Source organism: Arthrobacter sp. PAMC25564 (assembly GCF_004798705.1).
GTDB lineage: Bacteria > Actinomycetota > Actinomycetes > Actinomycetales > Micrococcaceae > Arthrobacter.
Map to the genome: position 1 here is coordinate 1,573,633 of NZ_CP039290.1, position 21,042 is coordinate 1,594,674.

21 protein-coding genes are annotated in these 21,042 nt (G+C 63.8%); 6 read left to right on the plus strand and 15 right to left on the minus strand.

Translation table 11 applies throughout. The annotated features are described in order from the left end of the window. Position 1: 1 nt before the first annotated feature. The 9 genes from E5206_RS07230 to E5206_RS07270 form a co-directional block, all read right to left on the minus strand. Positions 2-949 carry a type II secretion system F family protein gene (locus tag E5206_RS07230; RefSeq protein ID WP_240690018.1) on the minus strand — a complete coding sequence of 316 codons (948 nt, stop codon included), beginning with the start codon at positions 947-949 and terminating at the stop codon, positions 2-4. Continuing rightward, positions 946-2,391: a CpaF family protein gene (locus E5206_RS07235; protein WP_136321896.1), complete on the minus strand. Its 1,446-nt coding sequence runs from the start codon at positions 2,389-2,391 to the stop codon at positions 946-948. Before E5206_RS07235 ends, E5206_RS07230 begins: the two co-directional genes overlap by 4 nt. Then, entirely contained in the window at positions 2,388-3,584 is a 1,197-nt protein-coding gene (locus tag E5206_RS07240; protein ID WP_136321897.1) for an AAA family ATPase, read from the minus strand. The genes E5206_RS07235 and E5206_RS07240 overlap by 4 nt, the downstream gene beginning before the upstream one ends. Next, entirely contained in the window at positions 3,581-4,330 is a 750-nt protein-coding gene (gene cpaB / locus E5206_RS07245) for a Flp pilus assembly protein CpaB (protein WP_240690020.1), read from the minus strand. The genes E5206_RS07240 and cpaB overlap by 4 nt, the downstream gene beginning before the upstream one ends. 38 nt (positions 4,331-4,368) lie before the next feature. Continuing rightward, positions 4,369-5,394: a TadE/TadG family type IV pilus assembly protein gene (locus E5206_RS07250; protein ID WP_136321898.1), complete on the minus strand. Its 1,026-nt coding sequence runs from the start codon at positions 5,392-5,394 to the stop codon at positions 4,369-4,371. Next, positions 5,382-5,750: a TadE family protein gene (locus E5206_RS07255; protein WP_240690021.1), complete on the minus strand. Its 369-nt coding sequence runs from the start codon at positions 5,748-5,750 to the stop codon at positions 5,382-5,384. Before E5206_RS07255 ends, E5206_RS07250 begins: the two co-directional genes overlap by 13 nt. 74 nt (positions 5,751-5,824) lie before the next feature. Further along, positions 5,825-5,998 (minus strand): Flp family type IVb pilin, encoded by a 174-nt coding sequence (locus E5206_RS07260; RefSeq protein WP_136321900.1) that lies wholly within the window; start codon positions 5,996-5,998, stop codon positions 5,825-5,827. Positions 5,999-6,154: 156 nt separating this feature from the next. Then, positions 6,155-6,346, minus strand: a complete 192-nt coding sequence (locus tag E5206_RS07265; protein ID WP_136321901.1) for a Flp family type IVb pilin — start codon at positions 6,344-6,346, stop codon at positions 6,155-6,157. Positions 6,347-6,625: 279 nt separating this feature from the next. Further along, complete coding sequence (locus tag E5206_RS07270) at positions 6,626-7,294, minus strand: A24 family peptidase (RefSeq protein ID WP_240690023.1); 669 nt, start codon at positions 7,292-7,294, stop codon at positions 6,626-6,628. Positions 7,295-7,590: 296 nt separating this feature from the next. On the opposite strand from E5206_RS07270, the gene rplM reads away from it, so the two are divergent. Continuing rightward, positions 7,591-8,034, plus strand: a complete 444-nt coding sequence (rplM, locus tag E5206_RS07275; protein ID WP_136321903.1) for a 50S ribosomal protein L13 — start codon at positions 7,591-7,593, stop codon at positions 8,032-8,034. Between the two features lie 36 nt (positions 8,035-8,070). Next, entirely contained in the window at positions 8,071-8,580 is a 510-nt protein-coding gene (gene rpsI, locus E5206_RS07280; protein WP_024367144.1) for a 30S ribosomal protein S9, read from the plus strand. A 166-nt stretch (positions 8,581-8,746) separates the two neighbouring features. Here the strand turns inward: rpsI and E5206_RS07285 are convergent, their stop codons facing one another. The 3 genes from E5206_RS07285 to E5206_RS07295 all read right to left on the minus strand — a co-directional run bounded on the left by E5206_RS07285 (position 8,747) and on the right by E5206_RS07295 (position 13,097). Beyond that, complete coding sequence (locus E5206_RS07285) at positions 8,747-9,781, minus strand: glycosyltransferase family 87 protein (protein ID WP_136321904.1); 1,035 nt, start codon at positions 9,779-9,781, stop codon at positions 8,747-8,749. A gap of 134 nt (positions 9,782-9,915) precedes the next feature. Beyond that, positions 9,916-11,862: a glycosyltransferase family 39 protein gene (locus E5206_RS07290; protein WP_136321905.1), complete on the minus strand. Its 1,947-nt coding sequence runs from the start codon at positions 11,860-11,862 to the stop codon at positions 9,916-9,918. Next, on the minus strand, positions 11,859-13,097 hold the full coding sequence (locus tag E5206_RS07295; RefSeq protein WP_136321906.1) for a bifunctional glycosyltransferase family 2/GtrA family protein: 1,239 nt from the start codon (positions 13,095-13,097) through the stop codon (positions 11,859-11,861). The genes E5206_RS07290 and E5206_RS07295 overlap by 4 nt, the downstream gene beginning before the upstream one ends. Positions 13,098-13,293: 196 nt before the next feature. Here E5206_RS07295 and glmM point away from each other — a divergent pair, with 196 nt between their 5' ends. Further along, positions 13,294-14,655, plus strand: a complete 1,362-nt coding sequence (gene glmM, locus E5206_RS07300; protein WP_136321907.1) for a phosphoglucosamine mutase — start codon at positions 13,294-13,296, stop codon at positions 14,653-14,655. A gap of 94 nt (positions 14,656-14,749) precedes the next feature. Here glmM and mscL read toward each other — a convergent pair whose 3' ends face one another. The 3 genes from mscL to coaA all read right to left on the minus strand — a co-directional run bounded on the left by mscL (position 14,750) and on the right by coaA (position 17,061). After that, positions 14,750-15,154: a large conductance mechanosensitive channel protein MscL gene (gene mscL, locus E5206_RS07305; protein WP_136321908.1), complete on the minus strand. Its 405-nt coding sequence runs from the start codon at positions 15,152-15,154 to the stop codon at positions 14,750-14,752. Between the two features lie 90 nt (positions 15,155-15,244). Then, positions 15,245-16,087, minus strand: a complete 843-nt coding sequence (locus tag E5206_RS07310) for a M15 family metallopeptidase (protein ID WP_240690025.1) — start codon at positions 16,085-16,087, stop codon at positions 15,245-15,247. Between the two features lie 5 nt (positions 16,088-16,092). Beyond that, positions 16,093-17,061, minus strand: coding sequence for a type I pantothenate kinase (gene coaA / locus E5206_RS07315; protein WP_136321909.1), 969 nt, complete (start codon positions 17,059-17,061; stop codon positions 16,093-16,095). Between the two features lie 154 nt (positions 17,062-17,215). Here coaA and glmS point away from each other — a divergent pair, with 154 nt between their 5' ends. From glmS to E5206_RS07330, 3 genes are read left to right on the plus strand one after another with little or no spacing between them, the layout of a single operon-like run. Next, the gene (gene glmS, locus E5206_RS07320) at positions 17,216-19,108 is read left to right on the plus strand and encodes a glutamine--fructose-6-phosphate transaminase (isomerizing) (protein WP_136321727.1); all 1,893 of its coding nucleotides are present in this window, start codon (positions 17,216-17,218) and stop codon (positions 19,106-19,108) included. Positions 19,109-19,112: 4 nt separating this feature from the next. Continuing rightward, positions 19,113-19,460, plus strand: coding sequence for a holo-ACP synthase (locus E5206_RS07325; protein ID WP_136321910.1), 348 nt, complete (start codon positions 19,113-19,115; stop codon positions 19,458-19,460). Between the two features lie 51 nt (positions 19,461-19,511). Then, positions 19,512-21,026 (plus strand): NAD(P)H-hydrate epimerase, encoded by a 1,515-nt coding sequence (locus tag E5206_RS07330; protein ID WP_136321911.1) that lies wholly within the window; start codon positions 19,512-19,514, stop codon positions 21,024-21,026. Positions 21,027-21,042: the final 16 nt, after the last annotated feature.

Here is a 21,042-nt window from a genome sequence, read left to right on the forward strand (position 1 = left end):
CCTAGAACTTGATCTTTACGACACGGCTGAGCCACCAGGAGCCGACGGCCAGCAGCACCACTGCCATGCCGATCATCACCCAGCCAAGAAAACTCGAGTACAGGGTGGCCACATAGTCCGGACTCGCTGCGCTGAGATACAGGAACATGCCAACGGGCAGGGCAATCAGGATGTAGGCAGACAGTTTGCCTTCCGCGCTCAGCGACTGGACCTGTCCCTTGATCTCGGAACGTTCACGGATGGTTTCACCCACGTGGTCGAGAACTTCTGCGAGGTCACCGCCCACCTCACGGTGGATCTCGATGGCCTGGCCCGTCCAGTCGAAATCCTCGCTCTTGAGGCGTCTGGCGGCGTCAAGCATCGACTCCCTCAAATCCCGTCCCAATCGTGTTTCATTGACCAGCCGGGCGAATTCCTCAGACGTGGGAGATTCTGCCTCCTGGGCGACGGCATCGACCGACCGCAAGAGGCTGTGGCCGGCCCTCAACCCGCCGGCCAGCATCTGCAGGGTGCCCCCAAGCTGATCCTCAAATTTCGCGCGCCGCCGGCTGGCGAGGATCCTCAGGACGAGCATCGCGCCCAGCGGCGTGAGCAGCAGGAACAGCAGCCCGGTGAGGATGCCGCCCAGGATGAACCCGAGAAGGCTTGCCGTAACGCCGACGCAGCAGACCAGGAGGATGAAGTCAGCCTGCCGAAGACGCAGTCCGGCCTGCTCCAATGATTCCCGTGTACCGAACCGGGCGTTCCGGCTGACATTGCGATCCACGAAGGTCACCGCGGAGGCCGTCATACGGGTCAGGAGAGAAGGTTCTTCCTTGACCCCTGGCCGGCGCCGGGACAAAGCGATCCCCGTCTGGCCCATGCCAAACGTCGAAAACAGCAGGATGCCGAGAGCCACAAGGCACAACCCAATGCCCAGGGCGAAAAAAATCGGGCTCGTAGCGCTCACCGGAATCCACCGCCCGCGTGCATGCTTCCGAAGACGGCCGGGGATAGTTGGATGCCCAGCTCGGCAAAATGGTCGACGAAGCGGGGCCTGACGCCGGTCGGCGTGGGACGGCCGAGGAATCTCCCGTTGGCATCCAGCCCGGCGCTGTAGTCGAAAGTGAACGCATCCTGGAGAGTGACGATATCCCCTTCCATTCCTTGGACCTCGGTGACATGGGTGACGCGGCGGGTCCCGTCCCTTAGACGGGAGATATGGACAATGAGGTTGACGGCCGATGCAATCTGTTCGCGAATGGCACGCAGCGGCAAGTCCATTCCGGCCATGAGCACCAAGGTCTCAAGCCGCGCAATGGCATCCCGGGGCGAATTGGCGTGCACAGTGGAAATCGAACCGTCGTGGCCCGTATTCATGGCCTGCAACATATCCAGCGATTCACCGCCACGGACTTCGCCGATGACAATCCGGTCAGGCCTCATGCGAAGCGAATTCCGGACCAGATCCCGGATGGAGATCTCGCCCTTGCCCTCAATGTTGCGGGGCCGGCTTTCCAGGCGCACCACATGCTCCTGCTGCAGCTGGAGTTCCACGGCGTCCTCGATGGTGACAATGCGTTCGGCGGCGGGAATGAATGACGACAGCACGTTGAGCAGAGTCGTCTTTCCGGTGCCGGTACCTCCGGCAACCAGAATATTGAGCCGGGCGTGGACGCAGGCCTGCAACAGCTCCGCCATTTCCGGCGTCAGGGTTCCGAAGGAGATCAGGTCATCGACGGTGAGGGGCACCTGGCTGAACTTTCGAATCGTAAGCGAGGCACCGTTCACGGCAAGAGGGGGAATGATCGCGTTGACGCGCGATCCATCGGAGAGCCGGGCATCAACCATCGGGGAAGACTCGTCGATCCGCCGCCCGACCTTCGTGACGATACGTTCGATAATCCGGCGCAGGTGGTCTTCCGAGGTGAACCGTGCATTCGTCAGGAACAGTTTGCCATCACGTTCCACGTACACCTTGTCCGGCCCGTTGACCATGATTTCCGACACGGCCGGCTCGTTCAGGAACTTCTGGAGTGGTCCGAGCCCCAGGACGTCGTCGATGATCTCCTGAACGAGCCGGTGGCGCTCCGGGGCAGTCAGCGGAATTTCATCTTCGTCCACGATGGCCCGAAGCTCATCCTTGACGTAGCTTTGCAGCTCGGCCTCGTCCAGGGACGCATCAGTTATGCGGCTGCCCATACGCTCGTACAGGGCGGTGCCCGCGCGATCCTTGATGGCGTTCAGGGCTTCGTTGGCGTCGTCGCCGTGGGCCTTCGGTTCGGGGGTGATGGACGGTATCTCGGCTGCGGATACCGGCCCGCTGGCCCAGGGCCCGCTTGAGGGCCTTGGGGTGGCCGGGGCTTCGGTGTCGAGGCCCCGGAGAGATTCCAACCGCCTTGTCAGGTTCATTGGACTACTGCCCTTCTGTGAAGTTTCTTGTGGGGGCGGGACTCCCAGCCGGCGCTGCACCGTTCCACAAGCTGGCGCAGTCCCTTGGTCACCGGATCCCGGCTGCCGTCTTGTAGCAGCGGGACGCCCTTGTTCGTGGAATACGGCACAACCCGCGATCGCGGCAGGACGACATCGACAGGACAGCCGATGGTGGCCTCAACGTCCTTGAGCGTCAGCCCCGTGCGTCGATCTGCAAAGTTGAGCACGACGTGGCGGTTCTCAGGCACGAGATCGAGTTCGGCGAGGATGCCAAATCCGGTTCGAAGCCCGCGGATGCTGGGAATGTCCATGCCACAGACCCACACCGCGTCGGTGGCGAGTTCCAGGGTTGCCAGGACGTGCTCGCCGAGGCCCGGTGCCGTATCAACCACGACGTACTGGAATTCATTGGACAGCTGGTTCAGGAGGCGTCCCACCTGTTCGCCGGAGATCTGGTCGGCGTCCGTAGGGTGCAGCGGGGCACAAAGTGCGTAGATGCCTGACTGGTGCAAGGTCAAGTAGGACTTCAGCACCACGCTGTCCTGGACCGCGGCCCCGACGACCGCATCAGCCAACGTCTTCTCCGGATCCAGCATCAGCCCAGATGCAACGTCGCCAAATTGGAGATCGAAGTCAACCACCACGACCCCCATAGGTGCATCCTTGCCCAAACCGACGGCGAGGTTAGTGGCGATGGTTGTCTTGCCGACTCCGCCCTTGGGCGACATGACTGCGACAATCCGGCCGCTCCTCGGCTGTCCTTCGACGGAGTTTCCGAGTCCTCGGCGCCGGCCGGCGGCCGCGAGACTGGCCCGTTCCAGCAACGATCGGATGGTGTCCACGTCCGAACCGGGCGGCAGGAGATCCCTGATGCCGGCCCGCATCGCGGGAAGGGCCACCCCTTCTGCGCTTTCGGTAACCAGGACGATGCTGATTTCCGGATATTGGAGGTCGAAGAGGCTGGCCAAGCGGATCGATTCTTCCAGCTGCAGACCGGGCCCCAGCAGGATGACTTCAACAGGGTCCCCGCTGAGGATACGGAGCAGGTCGTCGGGACCGGGGGGCAGGTGGTCGGCCGCGATCGCGTGGAAGGTGCCGTGCAACCCGGTGGCCGCCTGCCTTGTGCGCCGTTCAAACCCTGGATCTGAGGTGATCAACACGTAGCGGCTCATCGGTACAGTTCCGGCTTCTTGACCACTACCGGGCTGCCTTCCGTGGCGGTTGACGGTTCTTTCGTGAGCCACAAGCTCCCAAAGTGGGCGCCGAAGGCGATCTTGGCGGAATCGGCGTCGTTACGGGCAAAGGTCACGATCAGCTGTCCGTTCGGCAGTTCCGTATTGGCCTGGGTTGCAGGGTCGCTGCCGGCGGACTCCTTGGCCATCGCCCGCTGGACACTGGTCACCAGGACCTTATGGAAGACCTGCTGGGCGGTCTCGATATCGGGGGAGTCCTTCAACGCGCCCTTATCGAAGAGGACAACGATGCCCACGGTGTCGCCGGCGGCGACACGTCCACCGACGACCTGCTGTGCGTCCAGTTGCACCGAGATCTCCTGCATTCCGGCGGGAACGGGAACGGAACCCGGCGTGGACAGGGTATCCGGATCGGCCAGCCGTGCGCCGAGCAGAGGCTCTCCGGGCAGCAGCTCAACAGCTGCTACCTTGCCGTTCAATCCGTCCAGGCTCTTGAGTGCGCCGTTGGGGATCGAAGCGGACGGAAGGGATGTCAGCTTGACTGCGGATTTGATTTTTTCAAGATCGGATCCCTTGGGGATCTGCTCCTGGAGGACCAGCACTTCGGCGGGCTGCAGGTCCTGTTGGGCCCTGGCTTCCGATCCTTGAACGTATGAGACCAATAGCAGTGTGCCAACAATAGCCAGCACAAGTGCGACGATGCCTCCCAGCAGGCGAGTTTTCACTTTCCAGGCCTTTCCATGATGGCTCAGATCTTGCGAGCCTATTTTGTAAGTTGAATGCTTATGGCTCCGTAGGTCTTGGGGCCCCCGACGGAACCTGCCTCCTGGAGCGAGACATAGCGTACGAAGTTTCCGAAGAGTCCGGTGTCGGAGTTCTTCAAGCCCAAGGCCGTGTATTTTGCCTGGGCATCCGGCAACAGGAATGTGGTTCCCCCACCGTTGAATTGCCAGCCCCGGATGGAGATTTGAGCAAATGCTTCGATATGGAACTGTGCGTTGTTTCCGTTGCCTGTGGCATTGTCAAAAATCGGCACGAGTACTTCAACAGGCTTTCCGGCTTGCAGCGCTGTCTTCCAGCCCGCAAATTTCGCGTCGCAGGCCGAGGGGAAGTTATTCCCCGTGTCGGAACCGACATTGGGGCTCGCCAGGGTGACAAAGACTGTGCAAGGACCGCTTTGATCCAGCCAGCCGAATCCACCTGGGACTTCATGACCGGAGGAGGACGGCGTTGTGCACGTCCAGCCGGCCTGATTCGCCATTGAGCTTCCATGCTCCGGGAAGAACATCAGTCCCTTCTGGAACTGCGGATCGCTCTCGCAGTGCGAAAAAGTCAGCGGGACCACATTCGCTGCGCCGAATCCCCCGAATACTGCGGTTGCGCTGGCCCTTATGTCGGCCGTCTGGATGCCCAGCGCGCGGGCGAAGGTCAAAGAGAAAGAGTTGTTTCCAGCCGTATCCCGAGCCTGTGCCGTCACACTAACAGTCCCCGCACCCAGGTCCACCGTGATGGCGGAAACGTTGCTTGAGTTGTCGAGCGCGTTCCCGTCGGTATAGCTTTTCGCTGCGGAAGCCGGAGCAGTGCACTGTGTGTTTGCCGGATCCTTGCCGCAGATCTGGGCGATAGCCAAGGCTGCGGAGTCCGCACCGTTTTGCAGCTGGGCGTGTTCGGAGTACATGGTTGCCACGTCAACGGCGAAGGCTGCCATCCCCAGCAAGGCAACCATCAGGAAGGCGGCCAGCGGCGCGATGGCTCCGCGCTCGGGATCGTCACGCCCTATCCGCCGCATCGCATGACGCCTTTGCTTGAAATGTCCAGGTTCGCCGGCATCCCTGGGATCAGCCCCGGAAGGGCGGTCATATAGGGAGTTACCAAATGGACGGTGACGATGACGTTGTCGCCCGGGGCGCAGACAGATCCGCCGGAGTAGGCGATGTCGATGTTCGCGGGGACCAGGGATGCGGTGGGAGCCGCACTCACACCAACGGCCTGGGCCGAGGGCTTGGTGAAACCGGCATCCGCGTAGTGGATGGCGGTGTAGCGGGCTGTTTCCCGGGCGGCTTCCGTGAGTGAAACCTGGATATTGAAACCCCGGCCGAACTCGAAGATTCCCAGAACCAGCACCAGGAAAATCGGCAGAACCAAGGCGAATTCAACTGCGACCGCGCCCTGTTCCTTTTCGCATCCGGTGTGGCCGGCCGCCCGTCGCCGGGCAGACATCAGAAGCCGTCAATCACGGACTGAAAGCCAGTGATCAGCTGACCGCCAAGAGTGCCGACAACGGCAATGATCGCGGCGGCGATGAGCGCCACCAGGAGGGCGTATTCGACGGCCGTCGCCCCTGCCTCGGTCGAAAGATTCCCCCATCGCCCGGCTTCCGATGCCCGCCGCATGACTGCCCTGTATTTCTTGAGACCTTGCACAACCCCTCCAACCTAGACCTTGCACAACCTGCAAGTGAAAGAAAGCCCAGGGGCGGACGCGGTGGCAGCGGAACTATTGCCCGAACTACCGCCGCCCCCGCCCCTGGGCGTCCCCCGCAGATCCGGCTACAGCTTGCCCGAGATTGTGTTGAACGCGTTGTTGATCTGGCCGCCGAGCGTTCCGACGATGGTGATGATAACGGCGGCGATCAGTGCCACGAGCAGCCCGTATTCAACGGCCGTTGCGCCCTTTTCAGAGGAGAATCGATCCTTGACGCCGGCGACGAAAGCAATCATTGAGACCATGAGACCAGTCATTTTAATTTCCTTTTCCAGAGTTTCGATTAGTTATTGCCATTTTTTACGGAGTTCCAGCAAATCCCCTTTTGCTATCCCCTGGAGTTCCGTTGGGACAACAATTGCACGGCAATTAACGGCCCGGCAATAACACCGGATACTCGACTTTTTGGCGGGAAATTACAGGTTCTACTTAGGTCAAAATGAGGGTGTACTCAGTTGGGTGTGGAGGTGAGGCAAAAAACTACTTGGTTTGCTCAGCCAACTTACTAAGTCTGCCCAGTGCGGGCACTCCCAGGCCTACTGGGCCAGCAGAATGACGGCGATGCCGGCGGCGAGCATGGACGGGCCGTAGGCGACCTCCTGCGGCTTGTTGCCGCGGTTTTTCAGGACGACGAGGACGGAGGCGATGCCGCCCGCAACGAAGCCCAGGGCGCCGCCGTAGAACAGTGGGGACCAGCCTAGGTAGCCCAAGTACAGGCCGAGGGGTGCGGCGAGCTTGACGTCGCCCATCCCGAGGCCGTTTCGGCTGGTCAGGGCCAGTATGAGGTACAAAATGAACAATATTACGGCTCCGCTGAGGCCGCGGAGCAGATTTCCGGCATTGCCGGCCACTGCCGCGGCGAAGGCCAGGAGGAGTACTCCGGCGCCCAGCAAGGGGAGTACGAGCCGATTGGGCAGCAGGTGGTGAAGAAAGTCGATGCGGGTGAGCTGGATGCCGGCGATGGCCAGAACCAGGTAGGCGGGAAGCTCCGCAGAGGTGCCGAAGCGCCACGCGAGCAGTGCCGAGAGCGCAAAGCCGGCAGCCGCCGTCGTGATTCCTGGCCTTATGGCAGGCGGGCCGGCCAGCCGGGGGAGTAGGCGCGGGAGGATGAGGTGTTCCAGGAGCAGTCCAAGGCAGAGGCCGGCCGATCCGATCCCGGCGATGAAGAGCAGTGATGCGGAGCCGGTAGCGGCGGGATCAGGCACGGTTCCTCCAAGGATGCGACGGGCCGGCGGCGGGCTGGCTGCATCCGGACACCCCATTTTGACCCAGCTACCTGCCTTCGGCTACTATTGGTAGTCGTTGTGCGTGTCCTTTCTCGATGATGCGTGCCCGCTTGGGAATCCGGTTGCAGGATGACTACTCAACGTGCACATTCGAGACCTCAGGATTACTGGTTACATAGAGCCCTCACCTCTGTTCCGGTAGCGCATAGATAGTAGGTTCACCTTTAGCGTGACGCCTAAAACAAGAACGCCAGAACAAGAACGAGGCAAACACCGTGCGTACGTACACCCCGAAGCCCGGCGACATCAACCGCCAGTGGCACGTCATTGACGCCACAGACGTTGTCCTTGGTCGTCTCGCCAGCCAGACCGCAATCCTGCTGCGCGGCAAGCACAAGGCCACCTTTGCGTCCCACATGGACATGGGCGACTTCGTCATCATCATCAACGCTGAAAAGGTTGCCCTCACCGGCGCCAAGCTGGAGCAGAAGCGCGCCTACCGCCACTCCGGTTACCCGGGCGGCCTGACCTCGGTCACCTACGCGGAGCTGCTGGAAGCCAACCCGGTACGCGCCGTGGAGAAGGCCATCAAGGGCATGCTCCCGAAGAACTCCCTCGCTGCCCAGCAGCTGGGCAAGCTGAAGGTCTACCGGGGTGCCGAGCACCCCCACGCCGCCCAGCAGCCCAAGACTTTTGAAATCACCCAGGTCGCCCAGTAGTCCTGGCCACCAACCAACTTTTTATCAAGGAGAATCGTGGCTCAGAACGAAGAACTGACCACCGAGGCCGTTGTGGCTGAGGAAAACCTGACCAGCTACACCTCGGAAAGCGGTCCTGCGGAAGCGGAAGCGCCCAAGAAGGAACGCCCGGCCCTCACCGTCGCCGGCGCAGCAGTTGGCCGTCGCAAGGAAGCCGTCGCACGTGTCCGCATTGTGCCCGGCACCGGCAAGTGGACCATCAACGGCCGCGAACTGGCCAACTACTTCCCGAACAAGCTGCACCAGCAGGACGTCAACGAACCCTTCAAGATCCTCGATCTTGACGGCGCCTACGACGTCATTGCCCGCATCCACGGTGGCGGCATTTCCGGCCAGGCCGGTGCCCTGCGCCTCGGCATCGCCCGTTCACTGAACGAGATCGACACCGAGAACAACCGCGCGACCCTGAAGAAGGCCGGTTACCTGCGCCGTGACGCCCGCGTCATCGAGCGTAAGAAGGCTGGTCTCAAGAAGGCCCGTAAGGCTCAGCAGTACTCCAAGCGCTAAAAATGCGCCTGCCCAACAGGCGGCCGCGCCAGCGGCCGCCTGTTGGGCCCCGCGGCGCCTTTTAGCGCCCGGATCCACAAGCGCCAAATCCGCTTGCACGGAAGCCCGTCCCGCCACCTCGGCGGGGCGGGCTTCCGTCGTTTGTCCAAGGTGTCTTGCCGGACGCTCAAAGACGTTCGCGGGTTGCCGGCCAGGGGCCCGGCCCTGACCGTCCATGAAGCAGCCCAATACGTGCCTCAGAGTTTTTCGCTTCCTCGGGCAACGGGGAACAGGCGAGATCTATGTCTTGCCCAGCCAGCCTTGTGAGTCTGGGGATTGCGGCCAACATCGTTAGCGGCAGGAGACCGACAAGTACGGGGGAAGCCAGGACCATGGCGGGAGCGACCAACCAGGGCCACTGCTTTCGTGCCCCGATTACCACCAGGAGAACGGCGAGCAAGCAGCGCAACAGAAAGCTGGTTCGGCTGTCTGGTGTCCCATCCGTGTGATCGAATAAGAACCGTAGCCAAGCGTGCCACTGCGTGGGGTCCAGAGCATACGAAACGATGACAATCAGCGCCAGTACACCAACGCCGTGCAGTAGCCGGCGCCAGTCGCCGCGCACGGCGAACCATAGAAGTCCGATTCCTGCGGTGACCTTTGTCAGGACCGGAAACGACCATGCGGCAGGCTTCTGCATGCCGACCACGGCGGCGCCGGCAAGCAATACATAGATATTACCGATCAGGAGTTCCGGCATGCAGAGTAGAAAAACCGGGACTGACCATTTGATTGGGAGTGGCTTTACAAGCCAGAAGAGGACCGCTGCCTCTAGGCAGATCCATACCGCCAGGAAAAGCGGCCAGGAAAGCATGCCGAGGGGTCGGATCACAGCGAGGAAAACTGGCGAGTAGAGGTATGCATCTTTCTGGCCGGGCGCCCTGTCATACACCAGTTCGCTCTGTGCAGCAAGCCAGTAGGCATGAGCGTCTTGTCCTAGTGCGTCGTCGAGGACGGTGACTTTGACGGACTGAAATGCTATGACTAAACCGAGAAGCCATATTGGGAAAGGCGCCAACCGCGTCACCAAAGGGTACTTCATAGCGAAATCCATCTTCTTCGGGTTCGGGCCAGAAATATTCCACATCCTCCGATAATGCCACGTCAGCGCCACGCAACGGCGCTTGCAGCTCAATGCTTTTGAAATCACCCAGGTGGCCACCAACCAACTTTTTATCTAGGAGAATCTGGCTCAGGACGAAGAACTGACCACCGAGGCCGTTGTGGCTGGCCGCGCGCTGGCCAATTTCTTCCCGCCACCTCGGCGGGGCGGCCTTCCGTCGTTTTCTGTGCCTGCTACCTGGCTAGCTGGAAGTAGTCTGCGTCGCCGATGCGCTCGGCCACAAAGCGTGCTCTCACCCACTCGACGATGCGGGCGGACTCGCCCCGGCCCTCCAGCGTCCATGGAGGCAGATTCTGTATCACGATGGCGCCCACCCGGCCTTCTGCCACGAGGGCCTTGAACTGCTCCAGTGTCGGAAATGGGTCCGTGCCGTCGAATCCTCCGAGCGGCAGCATCGCCTGGCCAGAATCCAGCTGATAGTTGGCCGCGGTTTCGGAACCGACGAAGGCAGCCGCCCAGATCGTTGACGGCGGCTGATGGCGTAGTCTCTCAAGCAGAGTCGGCGACGGCAGATCACCATACGCGACTGTCAGTAGGTTTGGGGGCGTGCCGGAAGGCGCGCGAGTGCGGTCGTCGGTGCGCATGCCGAGAATACCCGGACCGGCAATGACGCCGCCTCCGTTGTGGGGGCTAAGGACCGTGTTCAGCGACCACAGAACGGGACCAAGAAACAGGGTGCCAACCAGCATCGCCCCGGCCACCTGCGCCACCCGGGGATTTGGTGCGCGAAGGAGGACTCCGGCGATCGCAACCCCCCAAACTACGAGCATGGCGTAAGGCAACCCCGGAAAATCCTCCGTCGAACGCGATACCGTGACAAAGGCAAAAATCATGCTCGCGATCAAAGTAACGACGGCGAGGAAGCGTGTGCGGGACTTGTGGAAACCACGCATGAAATGCATGAGGGCAACTGCCGCCAGAGCGCAGATGGGCGGTACGGCGGCCAGGATGTAGTAGGGGTGCACGATGCCTGACATGAAGGCGACCACTGAGGCGCCGGAGGCGAACCAGACGCAGCAGAGCAGGAGAAGTGCTCGGGCCGCGGGGGGAGCCTGCCGCCGCCAGACCCACCACACGCCGATGAACAGACCTGCGGTGGCCAAGGGGAGGAGCCACCCGCTCTGTCCGGAGAATTGTGGCTGCAGGAACCGCTGGAAGCCGCTAGCGAGGTCGTCGGCCGGCCCGGCGATGCCGGCGGCCATTGTCCGGCTGGCGTCTTCCCCGGTGAGACGGTCCAGCCCGTTGTAGCCCAGCGTGAGCTCGATGGCGCTGTTGTTCCTCGAGCCCCCTATGAACGGCCGTTGGGAAGGGTCCGTGAGCTGGACCAGCAGGAACCACCACCCGCCGGCCACCACGGCTGCGGCGAGCGCCGCCAGCAGATGTAGAAAGCGTTTGCCCACTGAGGTGCGGGCGAACAGAACATATGCCACCGCAATCGACGGCAGAAGCAGTAAGACCTGGAGCTGCTTGGTGAGGACCGCAGCACCCGTCAGCAACCCGGCCAGCAGCAGCCAGCGGAGTTGGCCGCGATCTATGGCTTCCAGCGTGGAGTAGGCGATGCCGATCATGAGCAGCGTCAGGAGGGCATCCGGATTGTTGTAGCGGAACATGACCGTGGCCACGGGAATGACGGCCAGGAAGGCTCCGGCGAGGAGCCCGGTCGGGGCGTCGGAGCGTTTTCGGACCATGCGGTACAGCAGATACACACTGATGACACCCATGACAGCTTGGGGGAGGAGCAGACTCCACGGGCTCAGGCCGAACGTTCGGACCGATAAGGACATCACCCAGATGCTGAGAGGGGGCTTGTCCACGGTGATGGCGTTGCCGGGATCGGACGATCCGAAGAAGAACGCAGTCCAGCTCTGGGAACCTGACATCGCGGCTGCTGAATAGAACGAATTTGCCCACCCGTTGCGATCCAGCCCCCAAGTGTAGAGCAGCGTCGTGAACGCCAGCAGGACCAACAGCGCGGGCCGTTCCCAAGCCGGATCCGCAGACGGACCGCGCAGGAATTCAGCGACGCGCCGTGGTATCCAGCGACGCGGTGACGCACGGTGGCCCACAGTTGCACCGTCGTGCCGCGCCGATTCGCGGGTGCGGGCGGCCGGGGTGCTCACAGTGCCGGCTCTTCGATGGGCCGCTGCGCGGGCCGGGCACTGCGGTCATCGCCGGCATGCACCCTGAACACCCAGAGACGCAGCAGGACGAACCTTAGAAGGGTTGCCAGGATGTTTGCTGCCGTAAGGGTCAACAACTCGTGCCCCGGAGAGGCACTGCCATTAACAGCGTGGAGCAGACCCAGCGAGGACGAGGTGATGGTCCAGGCGAGCAGGAAGACCACGAGTCCTTGGAACTGTTGGGTAAAGAGCCTCACGGGGCCGCTGATGCCAAAGGTGAACCGGCGGTTGGCTGCGGTGTTTCCGATGGCGGTCAGAAGCAGCGCCAGGAAGTTGGCTTGCTGCGCACCAAAGGGTGCTTGTAGGAACAGGTAGAGCACGGCAAAAGCTATGGTGGAAGCCGCTCCTACCAAGCCGAAGCGGAGTACCTGGCCGAAGAAACTTGGCCGCCCGGGCGGGACAATGGGCTGGCGGCCAAGTTCCGCGTAAATGGCCTGGACCGGAATAGTCCCTCGCACCAGCGATGCCGCAACGCGGACCAGGCCCCGCAGGTCATCCAGTGCGGTTTGCTTGATATCGACCCTGCTGTCGGGGTCGTCAACCCAGTCCACGGGAATTTCGTGAATCCGCAGGCCGGAGCGCTCCGCGATAATTAGCAGTTCAGTGTCAAAGAACCAGCCGTTATCCTCGACATGCGGGAGCAGCTTCCGGGCGACGTCGGCACGGATGGCCTTGAATCCGCATTGCGCGTCAGAGAACCTCACCTGCATGGTCCTCTTGAGGAGATAGTTGTAGGACCGGGAAATGAACTCACGCTTTGGGCCACGGCTGACCCGGGAAGTCCGCCCGAGTCTGGTCCCGATGGATATGTCCGAATGCCCGGACAACAGGGGAGCCACCAGGGGTGGCAACGCCGCGAGGTCCGTTGAGAGGTCAACGTCCAGGTAGGCAAGGACTCTAGCCGAGGAGGCACCCCAGGCATCATGCAAGGCGAAGCCGCGGCCTTTCACGTCAAGCCTCCGATAGGAGACGTTAGGTAATTGTGCGGCCAATCGCGTGGCAATAGCCGCGGTATTATCCGTGCTGGCATTGTCCGCGATGGTGATTTGCCACGTCGATGGCATTTCTTGCGATAAATACGTCGCGAGCTTTCTGATGCTGTTTTCGAGTACCAATTGTTCGTTATAGACCGGTACTACGATTTCGAGCGCCACGCCCCCAGAGCTAGGTGTCATGCGTCGAAGCCTAAACGGCTGGCTGATTGGCTGGCGAGTGTTTTGGGAAATTAGAGTACACGGCCCTGAGAAACCAAGTAGTCGGCCTCTTCGTATGAACGGTAGGGCCTTCACGGCCCGCAGGTCATCCCTCGGAATCTGACGGGTGCCAGATCCAGGCCCGCCGGAAGCCGTTGCGTCGTCTAAGCTTGACCCGATGTCTAGATTATTTGGAACAGATGGTGTCCGGGGTTTGGCCAACGGACTGCTGACCGCCGAGCTGGCGTTGCAGCTGGCCCAGGCCGCCGCCGTCGTGCTTGGCCATGACCGCAAGACCGATGGAACCCGGCCACGTGCCGTGCTGGCCCGTGATCCGCGTGCCAGCGGTGAATTCATCGGCGCTGCTGTTGAAGCCGGCCTGGCCAGCTCCGGGATCGACGTCTACGACGCCGGCGTCCTCCCCACCCCGGCTGCGGCATACCTCGTGGCCGACCTGGACGCGGACTTCGGCGTGATGATTTCCGCATCCCACAACCCGGCTCCGGACAACGGCATTAAATTTTTCGCCCGCGGCGGGCAGAAGCTCCCGGACGAGGTTGAGGATGCCATCGAGGAGCAGATGGGCAGGGAGCCTTTCCGGCCCGTGGGCGGAGAGGTCGGCCGCATCCAGCGCTTCTCCGACGCGGAAGACCGCTACATCGTCCACCTGCTCCAGACGCTCCCGCAGCGTCTCGACGGGCTCAAGGTAGTGGTGGACTGCGCCCATGGCGCGGCAAGCGGCTGTTCCCCCCAGGTCTTCAAGACCGCAGGTGCCGAGGTGATCGTCATCGGTGCCGAACCGGACGGGCTCAATATCAACGACGGCGTGGGATCCACGCACCTCTCGCCGCTCAAGGCCGCCGTCGTCGCCAACGGTGCCGATCTCGGCATCGCCCACGACGGCGACGCCGACCGCTGCCTTGCCGTGGACCATGAAGGCAATGAGGTTGACGGCGACCAGATCATGGCGATCCTCGCGATCGCGCTGAAGGAAGCGGGCAAGCTCAAGGACGACGTCCTGGTGGCCACGGTGATGAGCAACCTCGGGCTCAAGCTCGCACTGCGCGATTCCGGCATCACCATCCGCGAAACCGGGGTGGGCGACCGGTACGTCCTGGAAGCCATGCGCGAAGGCGGCTACAGCCTCGGCGGCGAACAGTCCGGTCACGTGATTTTCTCGGAATACGCGACCACCGGTGACGGGGTGCTGACCGGGCTCCAGCTCGCAGCCCAGGTTGCCCTCACCGGCCGGCCCCTGAAGGAGCTGGCCGAGGTGATGACCAAGCTGCCCCAGGTGCTGATCAACGTCAAGGGAGTCGACCGCACGCGCGTGAAGGGCGATGAAGCCGTGGCTGCTGCCGTGGCCCTTGCGGAAGCTGAACTCGGCGAGACCGGGCGGGTCCTGCTGCGCCCCTCCGGAACCGAACCTGTCGTACGCGTGATGGTCGAGGCGGGAGACCATGCCACCGCCCAGGACGTCGCGGAACGCCTTGCCGAGGTGGTCCGGTCCGAACTCGCGCTGGCATTGGTCACCGACTAGCCCCGGCGCAAAACCCCTGCATGACGAAGGAACGGCCCGGCTCCGGATGGAGACGGGCCGTCCTAGCTTGAGGCGGTGAGGCGGGGGCCGGGGGCTAGTTCTGGCGCTGTTGCAGGGAGTCCCGGATTTCGGTGAGCAGGGCGATCTGCGGGTCTTCCGCAGCTTCTTCCTTGACGTCCGGGCTGATTCCGAGGCGGCGGTTGCGGAGTTCGATAATGTGGTTCATAGGCATAACGACCACGAAATAGATGGCGGCCGCGATCAGTAGGAAGTTGACGATCGCCGTCAGCAACACGCCAAACTTGATGTCATTTCCGTTCAGGGTTACGACGGCAAAGCTGTCGAAGTTGGGCGAACCAACCAGGCCAGCAATAAACGGCATCAGGACGCTCTGGACTAGTGCCGTTACCACGGCGCCAAAAGCGGCACCGATGACGACTGCGACGGCAAGGTCCACGACGTTGCCCTTGAGAATGAAGTTCTTGAATCCGGTCAGCATAAGGCCCAATCTATCCCAGCTGCGCACACAACCACGTGACGTTGGGGTAAATTCCCGCGCTCGATCGGGAACCATCCGCGGTGCCCGCCGTCAGAGATAATCCGGTGCGGCCTCCAGCCCGAAGTACTCCTCGAGCGTCGCGATCCCGCGGTTAAGCATGTCCGTCGCGGCCTCGACCCCGATGTAGCGAAGGTGCCACGGCTCATAGTAATAGCCGGTGATTTCGTGGAAATCCCAGGGGTAGCGGACGACGAAGCCGTAGCGGTGGCCGTTGCTCCGGGCCCAGGCCGCGGCCGGCTGCTCGGCGAAGCAGGGCTGGAAGCTGCAGGCGCCGCCGCCGTCGCCAATATCGAAAGACCACCCGGTCTGATGCTCGGAATAGCCCGGACGAGCGGACGCGGTATCGGCCTCGGCCTGCCCCCTCGAGTCCACGTAGCCGCCGTAGGTCACCGTCTGCGTCGCGAACGAGCGGTACCCGCTGGCCAGGGTCAGGACGACGCCGTCCGCCGCCGCGGCCGCGAACAGTTGCTCCGCCGCCGCCGCCGTTGTGCTGTTCAGCAGCGCCGCTTCGCCCGCGACGGCGAGGCGCACCGCCGGCCCGACCAGATCGGCCGGAACATAAGCGGCCGGGGAGAGCGGCCGGTGCTTGTTGACGACCACCCAGGGGCTCGCCGGATCGGTCAGCGAGTGCTGTCCGCCGCCCGGGAGGGGCACCTCGGAGGCCGTGGCGGAAGCGGAGGGTGCAGCCGCCGTCGGTGTTGGGGTGCCGGCGACGGCGGCGGACGACGTCGGCCGGGGCGGCTCGGGGGTGCACGCGGCCAGCGCCGCGAGGCCGGACCCCGCCAGGAGCAGGCGGCCGAAGGTCCGCCGGCCCGGTGTTGCCGGGCCGCTTGCCTGCCCCGCCGCCGTCTCTGCGGCTCCGTCGTGGCACACCCGTGCTAGACCTTTCTCAGCAGCATCCGCCGGATGGAGTGGTCTGAATCCTTGGTCAGGACCAGCTGTGCGCGGCCCCGCGTGGGGAGGACATTCTCCTCCAGGTTGGGCTCGTTGATCCGTTTCCAGATATCGCGGGCGGTCTGCTCGGCTTCCGTGTCGGAGAGCGTGGCATAGCGGTGGAAGTAGGACTCGGGCTGGGCAAAGGCCGTGCTCCGCAGCTTGCGGAAGCGGTCCACGTACCACTCCTCGATGTAGGCCGTCTTGGCGTCGACGTAAATGGAGAAGTCAAAGAAATCACTCAGGGCCAGGCCTTGGCGGCCGTCCTGCCTGGGCCGGGCCGGGGCCAGGACGTTGAGCCCCTCGACGATCAGCACGTCGGGGCGGCGCACCACCACTTCCCTGCCGGGGACAATGTCGTACGTCACGTGGGAGTACCACGGGGCCCGGACTTCCTCGGCGCCGCTCTTGATTTCGCTCACAAAGCGCAGCAGGGCCCGGCGGTCGTACGACTCCGGAAAACCCTTGCGTTCCAGCAGTTGGCGGCGCTTGAGTTCGGCCAGCGGATAGAGGAACCCGTCGGTGGTGATGAGCTCGACGTTGGGGGTGCCGGGCCAGCGCCGGAGCATTTCCCGGAGCACGCGGGCGATGGTCGACTTGCCCACCGCCACGGAGCCGGCCACGCCGATCACGAAGGGAGTGCGCTGGGTCTGCTCGCCGAGGAAGGTGGTGGTGGCCGCATGCAATTGCCCCGCGGCCTCCACATAGAGATGGAGCAGCCGGGAGAGGGGAAGGTAGACCTCGCTGACTTCCTTCATGTCGAGGGGATCGCCGAGGCCCCGCAGGCGCAGCACGTCCTCCTGATTGAGGGGCTGCTCCATTTGGGCAGCGAGCCGCGACCAGGTCTGCCGGTCCAGCTCCACGAACGGGGAGACGCCGTCGCCGTTCGCTTCATTGCGTTGCAAAGTCACCATAGAGATTCTGCCCTTGACGGGGCCGAGAGCGAAATGGACGGGCCGGCCGCGTGCCGTAAAGACGGGGTATTCAGCACCATCCGCTCCGTTCCGGGTCCATCCTGCCGCGCCCGTCCTACGTCCGCGGTCCGGCAAACCCGCTAGGCTTGTCCCCATGTGCGGAATCGTTGGATATGTGGGCCACTCGGCTGGCCGGGTAAATACTGGACACAACGCCCTGGACGTTGTCCTGGAGGGATTGCGGCGCCTGGAGTACCGGGGCTACGACTCCGCGGGCATCGCGGTCGTAGCCGACGGGGCCATTTCGTCCCGCAAGAAGTCGGGAAAGCTGAGTAACCTGGTGGCCGAGCTCGAAGCCCGTCCGCTGCCGGAAGCAGCAACCGGAATCGGCCACACCCGCTGGGCAACGCACGGTGGACCGACGGACCAGAACGCGCACCCGCACCTGTCCGACAACGGCAGGCTGGCCCTGATACACAACGGCATCATCGAGAACTATGCGGAATTGAAGCTGGAGCTTCTCGACAAAGGCGTTAAATTCATCTCGGAAACCGACACCGAAGTCGCCGCGGCACTCCTTGGCGACATCTACCGGAACGAGCTGGACGGCGACAACTCCAACGGCGGCCTGACCCGGGCAATGCAGCTCGCCTGCCAGCGGCTGGAAGGCGCCTTCACCCTGCTGGCCGTGCACGCCGACCAGCCCGACGTCGTCGTCGCCGCCCGCCGCAACTCGCCCCTCGTGGTGGGCCTGGGCGACGGTGAGAACTTCCTCGGCTCCGACGTTTCCGGCTTCATTGACTACACCCGCCGGGCCGTGGAACTTGGCCAGGACCAGATCGTCACCATCACCGCCGAGACCGTGGACATCACCGACTTCTTCGGTGCTCCGGCCGAAGGCAAGGAATACTACGTTGACTGGGATCCGGCATCCGCGGAGAAGGGTGGCTACCCGTCCTTCATGGAAAAGGAAATCCATGACCAGCCCGATGCTGTCGCACAGACCCTGCTGGGCCGTTCGGACCTCGACGGCAAGCTGACCCTGGACGAGATGCGGATCGATCCGGAACTGCTCAAACACATCAACAAGATCATTGTGCTCGCCTGCGGCACGTCGGCCTACGCCGGCCAGGTGGCGAAGTACGCGATCGAACGCTGGTGCCGGATTGCCACCGAGGTCGAGCTCTCGCACGAATTCCGCTACCGGGACCCGATTGTCGATGAGAACACCCTGGTGGTTTCCATCTCGCAGTCCGGCGAGACGATGGACACGCTGATGGCTGTCCGCTACGCCAAGGAGCAGGGCGCCAAGACGATCTCCATCTGCAACACGAACGGCTCCACCATCCCGCGTGAATCCGACGCCGTGCTCTACACACACGCTGGCCCGGAAATCGCGGTGGCCTCGACCAAGGCATTCCTCGCCCAGATCACCGCCGCGTACCTCCTGGGCCTGTACCTGGCGCAGCTGCGCGGCAACATGTTCCAGGGCGAAATCAAGGACGTCCTCGCGGACCTCGGCAAGATTCCGGCCAAGATCCAGCACATCCTGGACAACGAGGGCCGGATCAAGGAACTCGCCCGGGAGATGGCCAACGCCAAGTCCGTGCTGTTCCTGGGCCGTCACGTCGGCTTCCCGGTGGCCATGGAAGGTGCCCTGAAGCTCAAGGAGCTCGCCTACATCCACGCCGAGGGCTTTGCCGCCGGGGAACTCAAGCACGGTCCGATCGCGCTGATCGAGGACGGCCAGCCCGTCTTTGTGATTGTTCCGTCGCCGCGCGGCCGGGATTCGCTGCACGCGAAGGTCGTCTCCAACATCCAGGAAGTCCGGGCCCGCGGCGCCAAGACCATCGTGATCGCTGAAGAGGGCGACGAAGCGGTCAAGGCCTACGCCGAGCACGTCTTCTACATTCCCACGACGCCGACGCTCCTCGCGCCCCTGCTGGCCGTGGTGCCCCTGCAGATCTTCGCCGCCGAACTCGCCACCGCCAAGGGATTTGACGTGGACCAGCCACGCAACCTGGCCAAGAGCGTGACCGTAGAATAACGCCATGATTGTTGGCATTGGCGTAGACGTCGTAGACATCGAGCGGTTCGGCCGGCAGCTGGAGCGCACCCCCGGGCTGCGCGACCGGCTGTTCGTCCCGGCCGAGCGTGACCTGAACACGCGGTCCCTGGCCGCCCGGTTCGCAGCCAAGGAGGCCGTGGCCAAGGTGCTGGGCGCTCCGGCCGGCATGAACTGGCAGGACTGCTGGATCGGGCTGGACCAGAACGGTCCCACCGTCCAGGTCAAAGGCACCGTGCTGGCTGTGGCGGAGGCGAAGGGCGTCAAACGCTGGCACCTGTCGATGAGCCACGACGGCGGGATCGCCACCGCGACGGTTGTCGCCGAAGGCTGAGCGGCAACAGGAACTTTCCCGCAGCGACTGCACCGCGAATGGACTGAAATCATGATCAGCGCCTACACCGGAACCCAGATACGAGAGACTGAAAAGCCTTTACTGGACAAATGTATGGGCGCTGTCCTCATGCAGCGGGCGGCGTACGGCCTGGCAAACACCGTGGTCCGTGAGCTGCGGGGCCGGGGCGAGCGACCCTACGGCGCCAGCGTCACCGTGCTGGCCGGCAAGGGCAACAACGGCGGCGACGGGCTTTTCGCCGCGGCGATGCTGGCCGGCCGGGGAATGCGGACGACGGCGGTGCTCACCGCCGGGGATGCACACGAGGCCGGTCTGGCCGCGTTCAGGAAGTCCGGAGGCAGGGCGGTGGCCCTCACCGCGGACAACGTCGCGGAGCTGGCGGCGGCTGCCGCCGGGACCGACGTCGTGATTGATGCCGTCCTCGGTACCGGGGCCCAAGGCGGGCTCCGGGGCCCCGCCGCTGCCCTGATCACCGCGCTGGATCGGACACGCCCCGGGCTGGTGATTGCCTGCGACATACCGAGCGGGGTCGACGCGGACAGCGGAGAGGCCCCCGGGCCGGTGCTCACCGCCGGGGTGACCGTGACCTTCGGAGCCGCCAAGGCCGGCCTGCTGGCCGACCCCGGAGCGGACTATGCCGGCCGGGTGCGGGTCATCCCGATCGGAATCGAAGCTGGACTCCCGTGGCCGGCCCTGCGGCGGCTTGAAGCCGGCGATCTTTCCGCGCTGCTGCCACGCCCGGCGCGGCGGGCGCACAAGTACTCGAGGGGAGTGCTCGGGGTGGTGGCGGGCTCCGGCGCCTATCCCGGCGCCGCGGTGCTGGCCTGCAGGGGCGCCCTCGCAGCCGGCGCCGGAATGGTGCGCTACCTTGGTCCGCCGGACGTCGCCGACCTGGTCCGCCGGTCCTGTCCCGAGGTCGTGTGCAGCACCGGCACCGTTGCTGATACGCGCGTCCAGGCCTGGCTCGTGGGCCCCGGGCTGGATGACTCCGATGAGCAGCAGTTGCAGCGCGCCCGCGACGCCGCAGATTCGGGCCTGCCGACGGTCGCCGACGCCGGCGCCTTGCCCGCCCTGCCGGAGGTGCTGGCCCCGCAAGTGATCCTGACACCCCACGCCGGCGAACTGGCAGCATTGCTGCAGCGCCTCGGGGTCGCATTGGACCGTTCCGCGGTGGAAGCCTCCACGCTCGGCGCGGTGCGGCAGGCCGCGGGCCTGACCGAAGCCACGGTGCTGCTCAAGGGAGCGACCACCCTCGTGGCCTCCCCCTTCCAGGACTTCTACAGCCAGGCCGAGGGCACGCCCTGGATCGCCACGGCAGGCAGCGGCGATGTCCTGGCCGGAATGATCGGGGCGCTGCTTGCCCAGTTGGGTGCCGACGTCAGGCTCTTTGGCGACCGTGGCATCGATCCCGACGAAAGATGGGCGGCGATCGCCGCGATGGCAGCCAGCCTCCACGGCCGTGCCGGAGTGCGGGCCTCAGCCGGGGGACCGGTGACGGCCACGGCCATCGCCCGGGCCGTTCCGGAGGTGCTTCGGGAACTGTAGCCGGAAGTGCACAACG

Excerpts from the sequence above, each read along its gene's own strand:
- mscL (WP_136321908.1), bottom strand. The coding sequence starts at position 15,154 with ATGCTGACCGGATTCAAGAACTTCATTCTCAAGGGCAACGTCGTGGAC.
- glmS (WP_136321727.1), top strand. The coding sequence starts at position 17,216 with ATGTGCGGAATCGTTGGATATGTGGGCCACTCGGCTGGCCGGGTAAAT.
- E5206_RS07240 (WP_136321897.1), bottom strand. The coding sequence starts at position 3,584 with ATGAGCCGCTACGTGTTGATCACCTCAGATCCAGGGTTTGAACGGCGC.
- E5206_RS07235 (WP_136321896.1), bottom strand. The coding sequence starts at position 2,391 with ATGAACCTGACAAGGCGGTTGGAATCTCTCCGGGGCCTCGACACCGAA.
- E5206_RS07250 (WP_136321898.1), bottom strand. The coding sequence starts at position 5,394 with ATGCGGCGGATAGGGCGTGACGATCCCGAGCGCGGAGCCATCGCGCCG.
- coaA (WP_136321909.1), bottom strand. The coding sequence starts at position 17,061 with ATGGTGACTTTGCAACGCAATGAAGCGAACGGCGACGGCGTCTCCCCG.
- E5206_RS07265 (WP_136321901.1), bottom strand. The coding sequence starts at position 6,346 with ATGACTGGTCTCATGGTCTCAATGATTGCTTTCGTCGCCGGCGTCAAG.
- glmM (WP_136321907.1), top strand. The coding sequence starts at position 13,294 with ATGTCTAGATTATTTGGAACAGATGGTGTCCGGGGTTTGGCCAACGGA.
- E5206_RS07325 (WP_136321910.1), top strand. The coding sequence starts at position 19,113 with ATGATTGTTGGCATTGGCGTAGACGTCGTAGACATCGAGCGGTTCGGC.
- E5206_RS07295 (WP_136321906.1), bottom strand. The coding sequence starts at position 13,097 with ATGACACCTAGCTCTGGGGGCGTGGCGCTCGAAATCGTAGTACCGGTC.
- E5206_RS07330 (WP_136321911.1), top strand. The coding sequence starts at position 19,512 with ATGATCAGCGCCTACACCGGAACCCAGATACGAGAGACTGAAAAGCCT.
- E5206_RS07260 (WP_136321900.1), bottom strand. The coding sequence starts at position 5,998 with ATGCGGCGGGCATCGGAAGCCGGGCGATGGGGGAATCTTTCGACCGAG.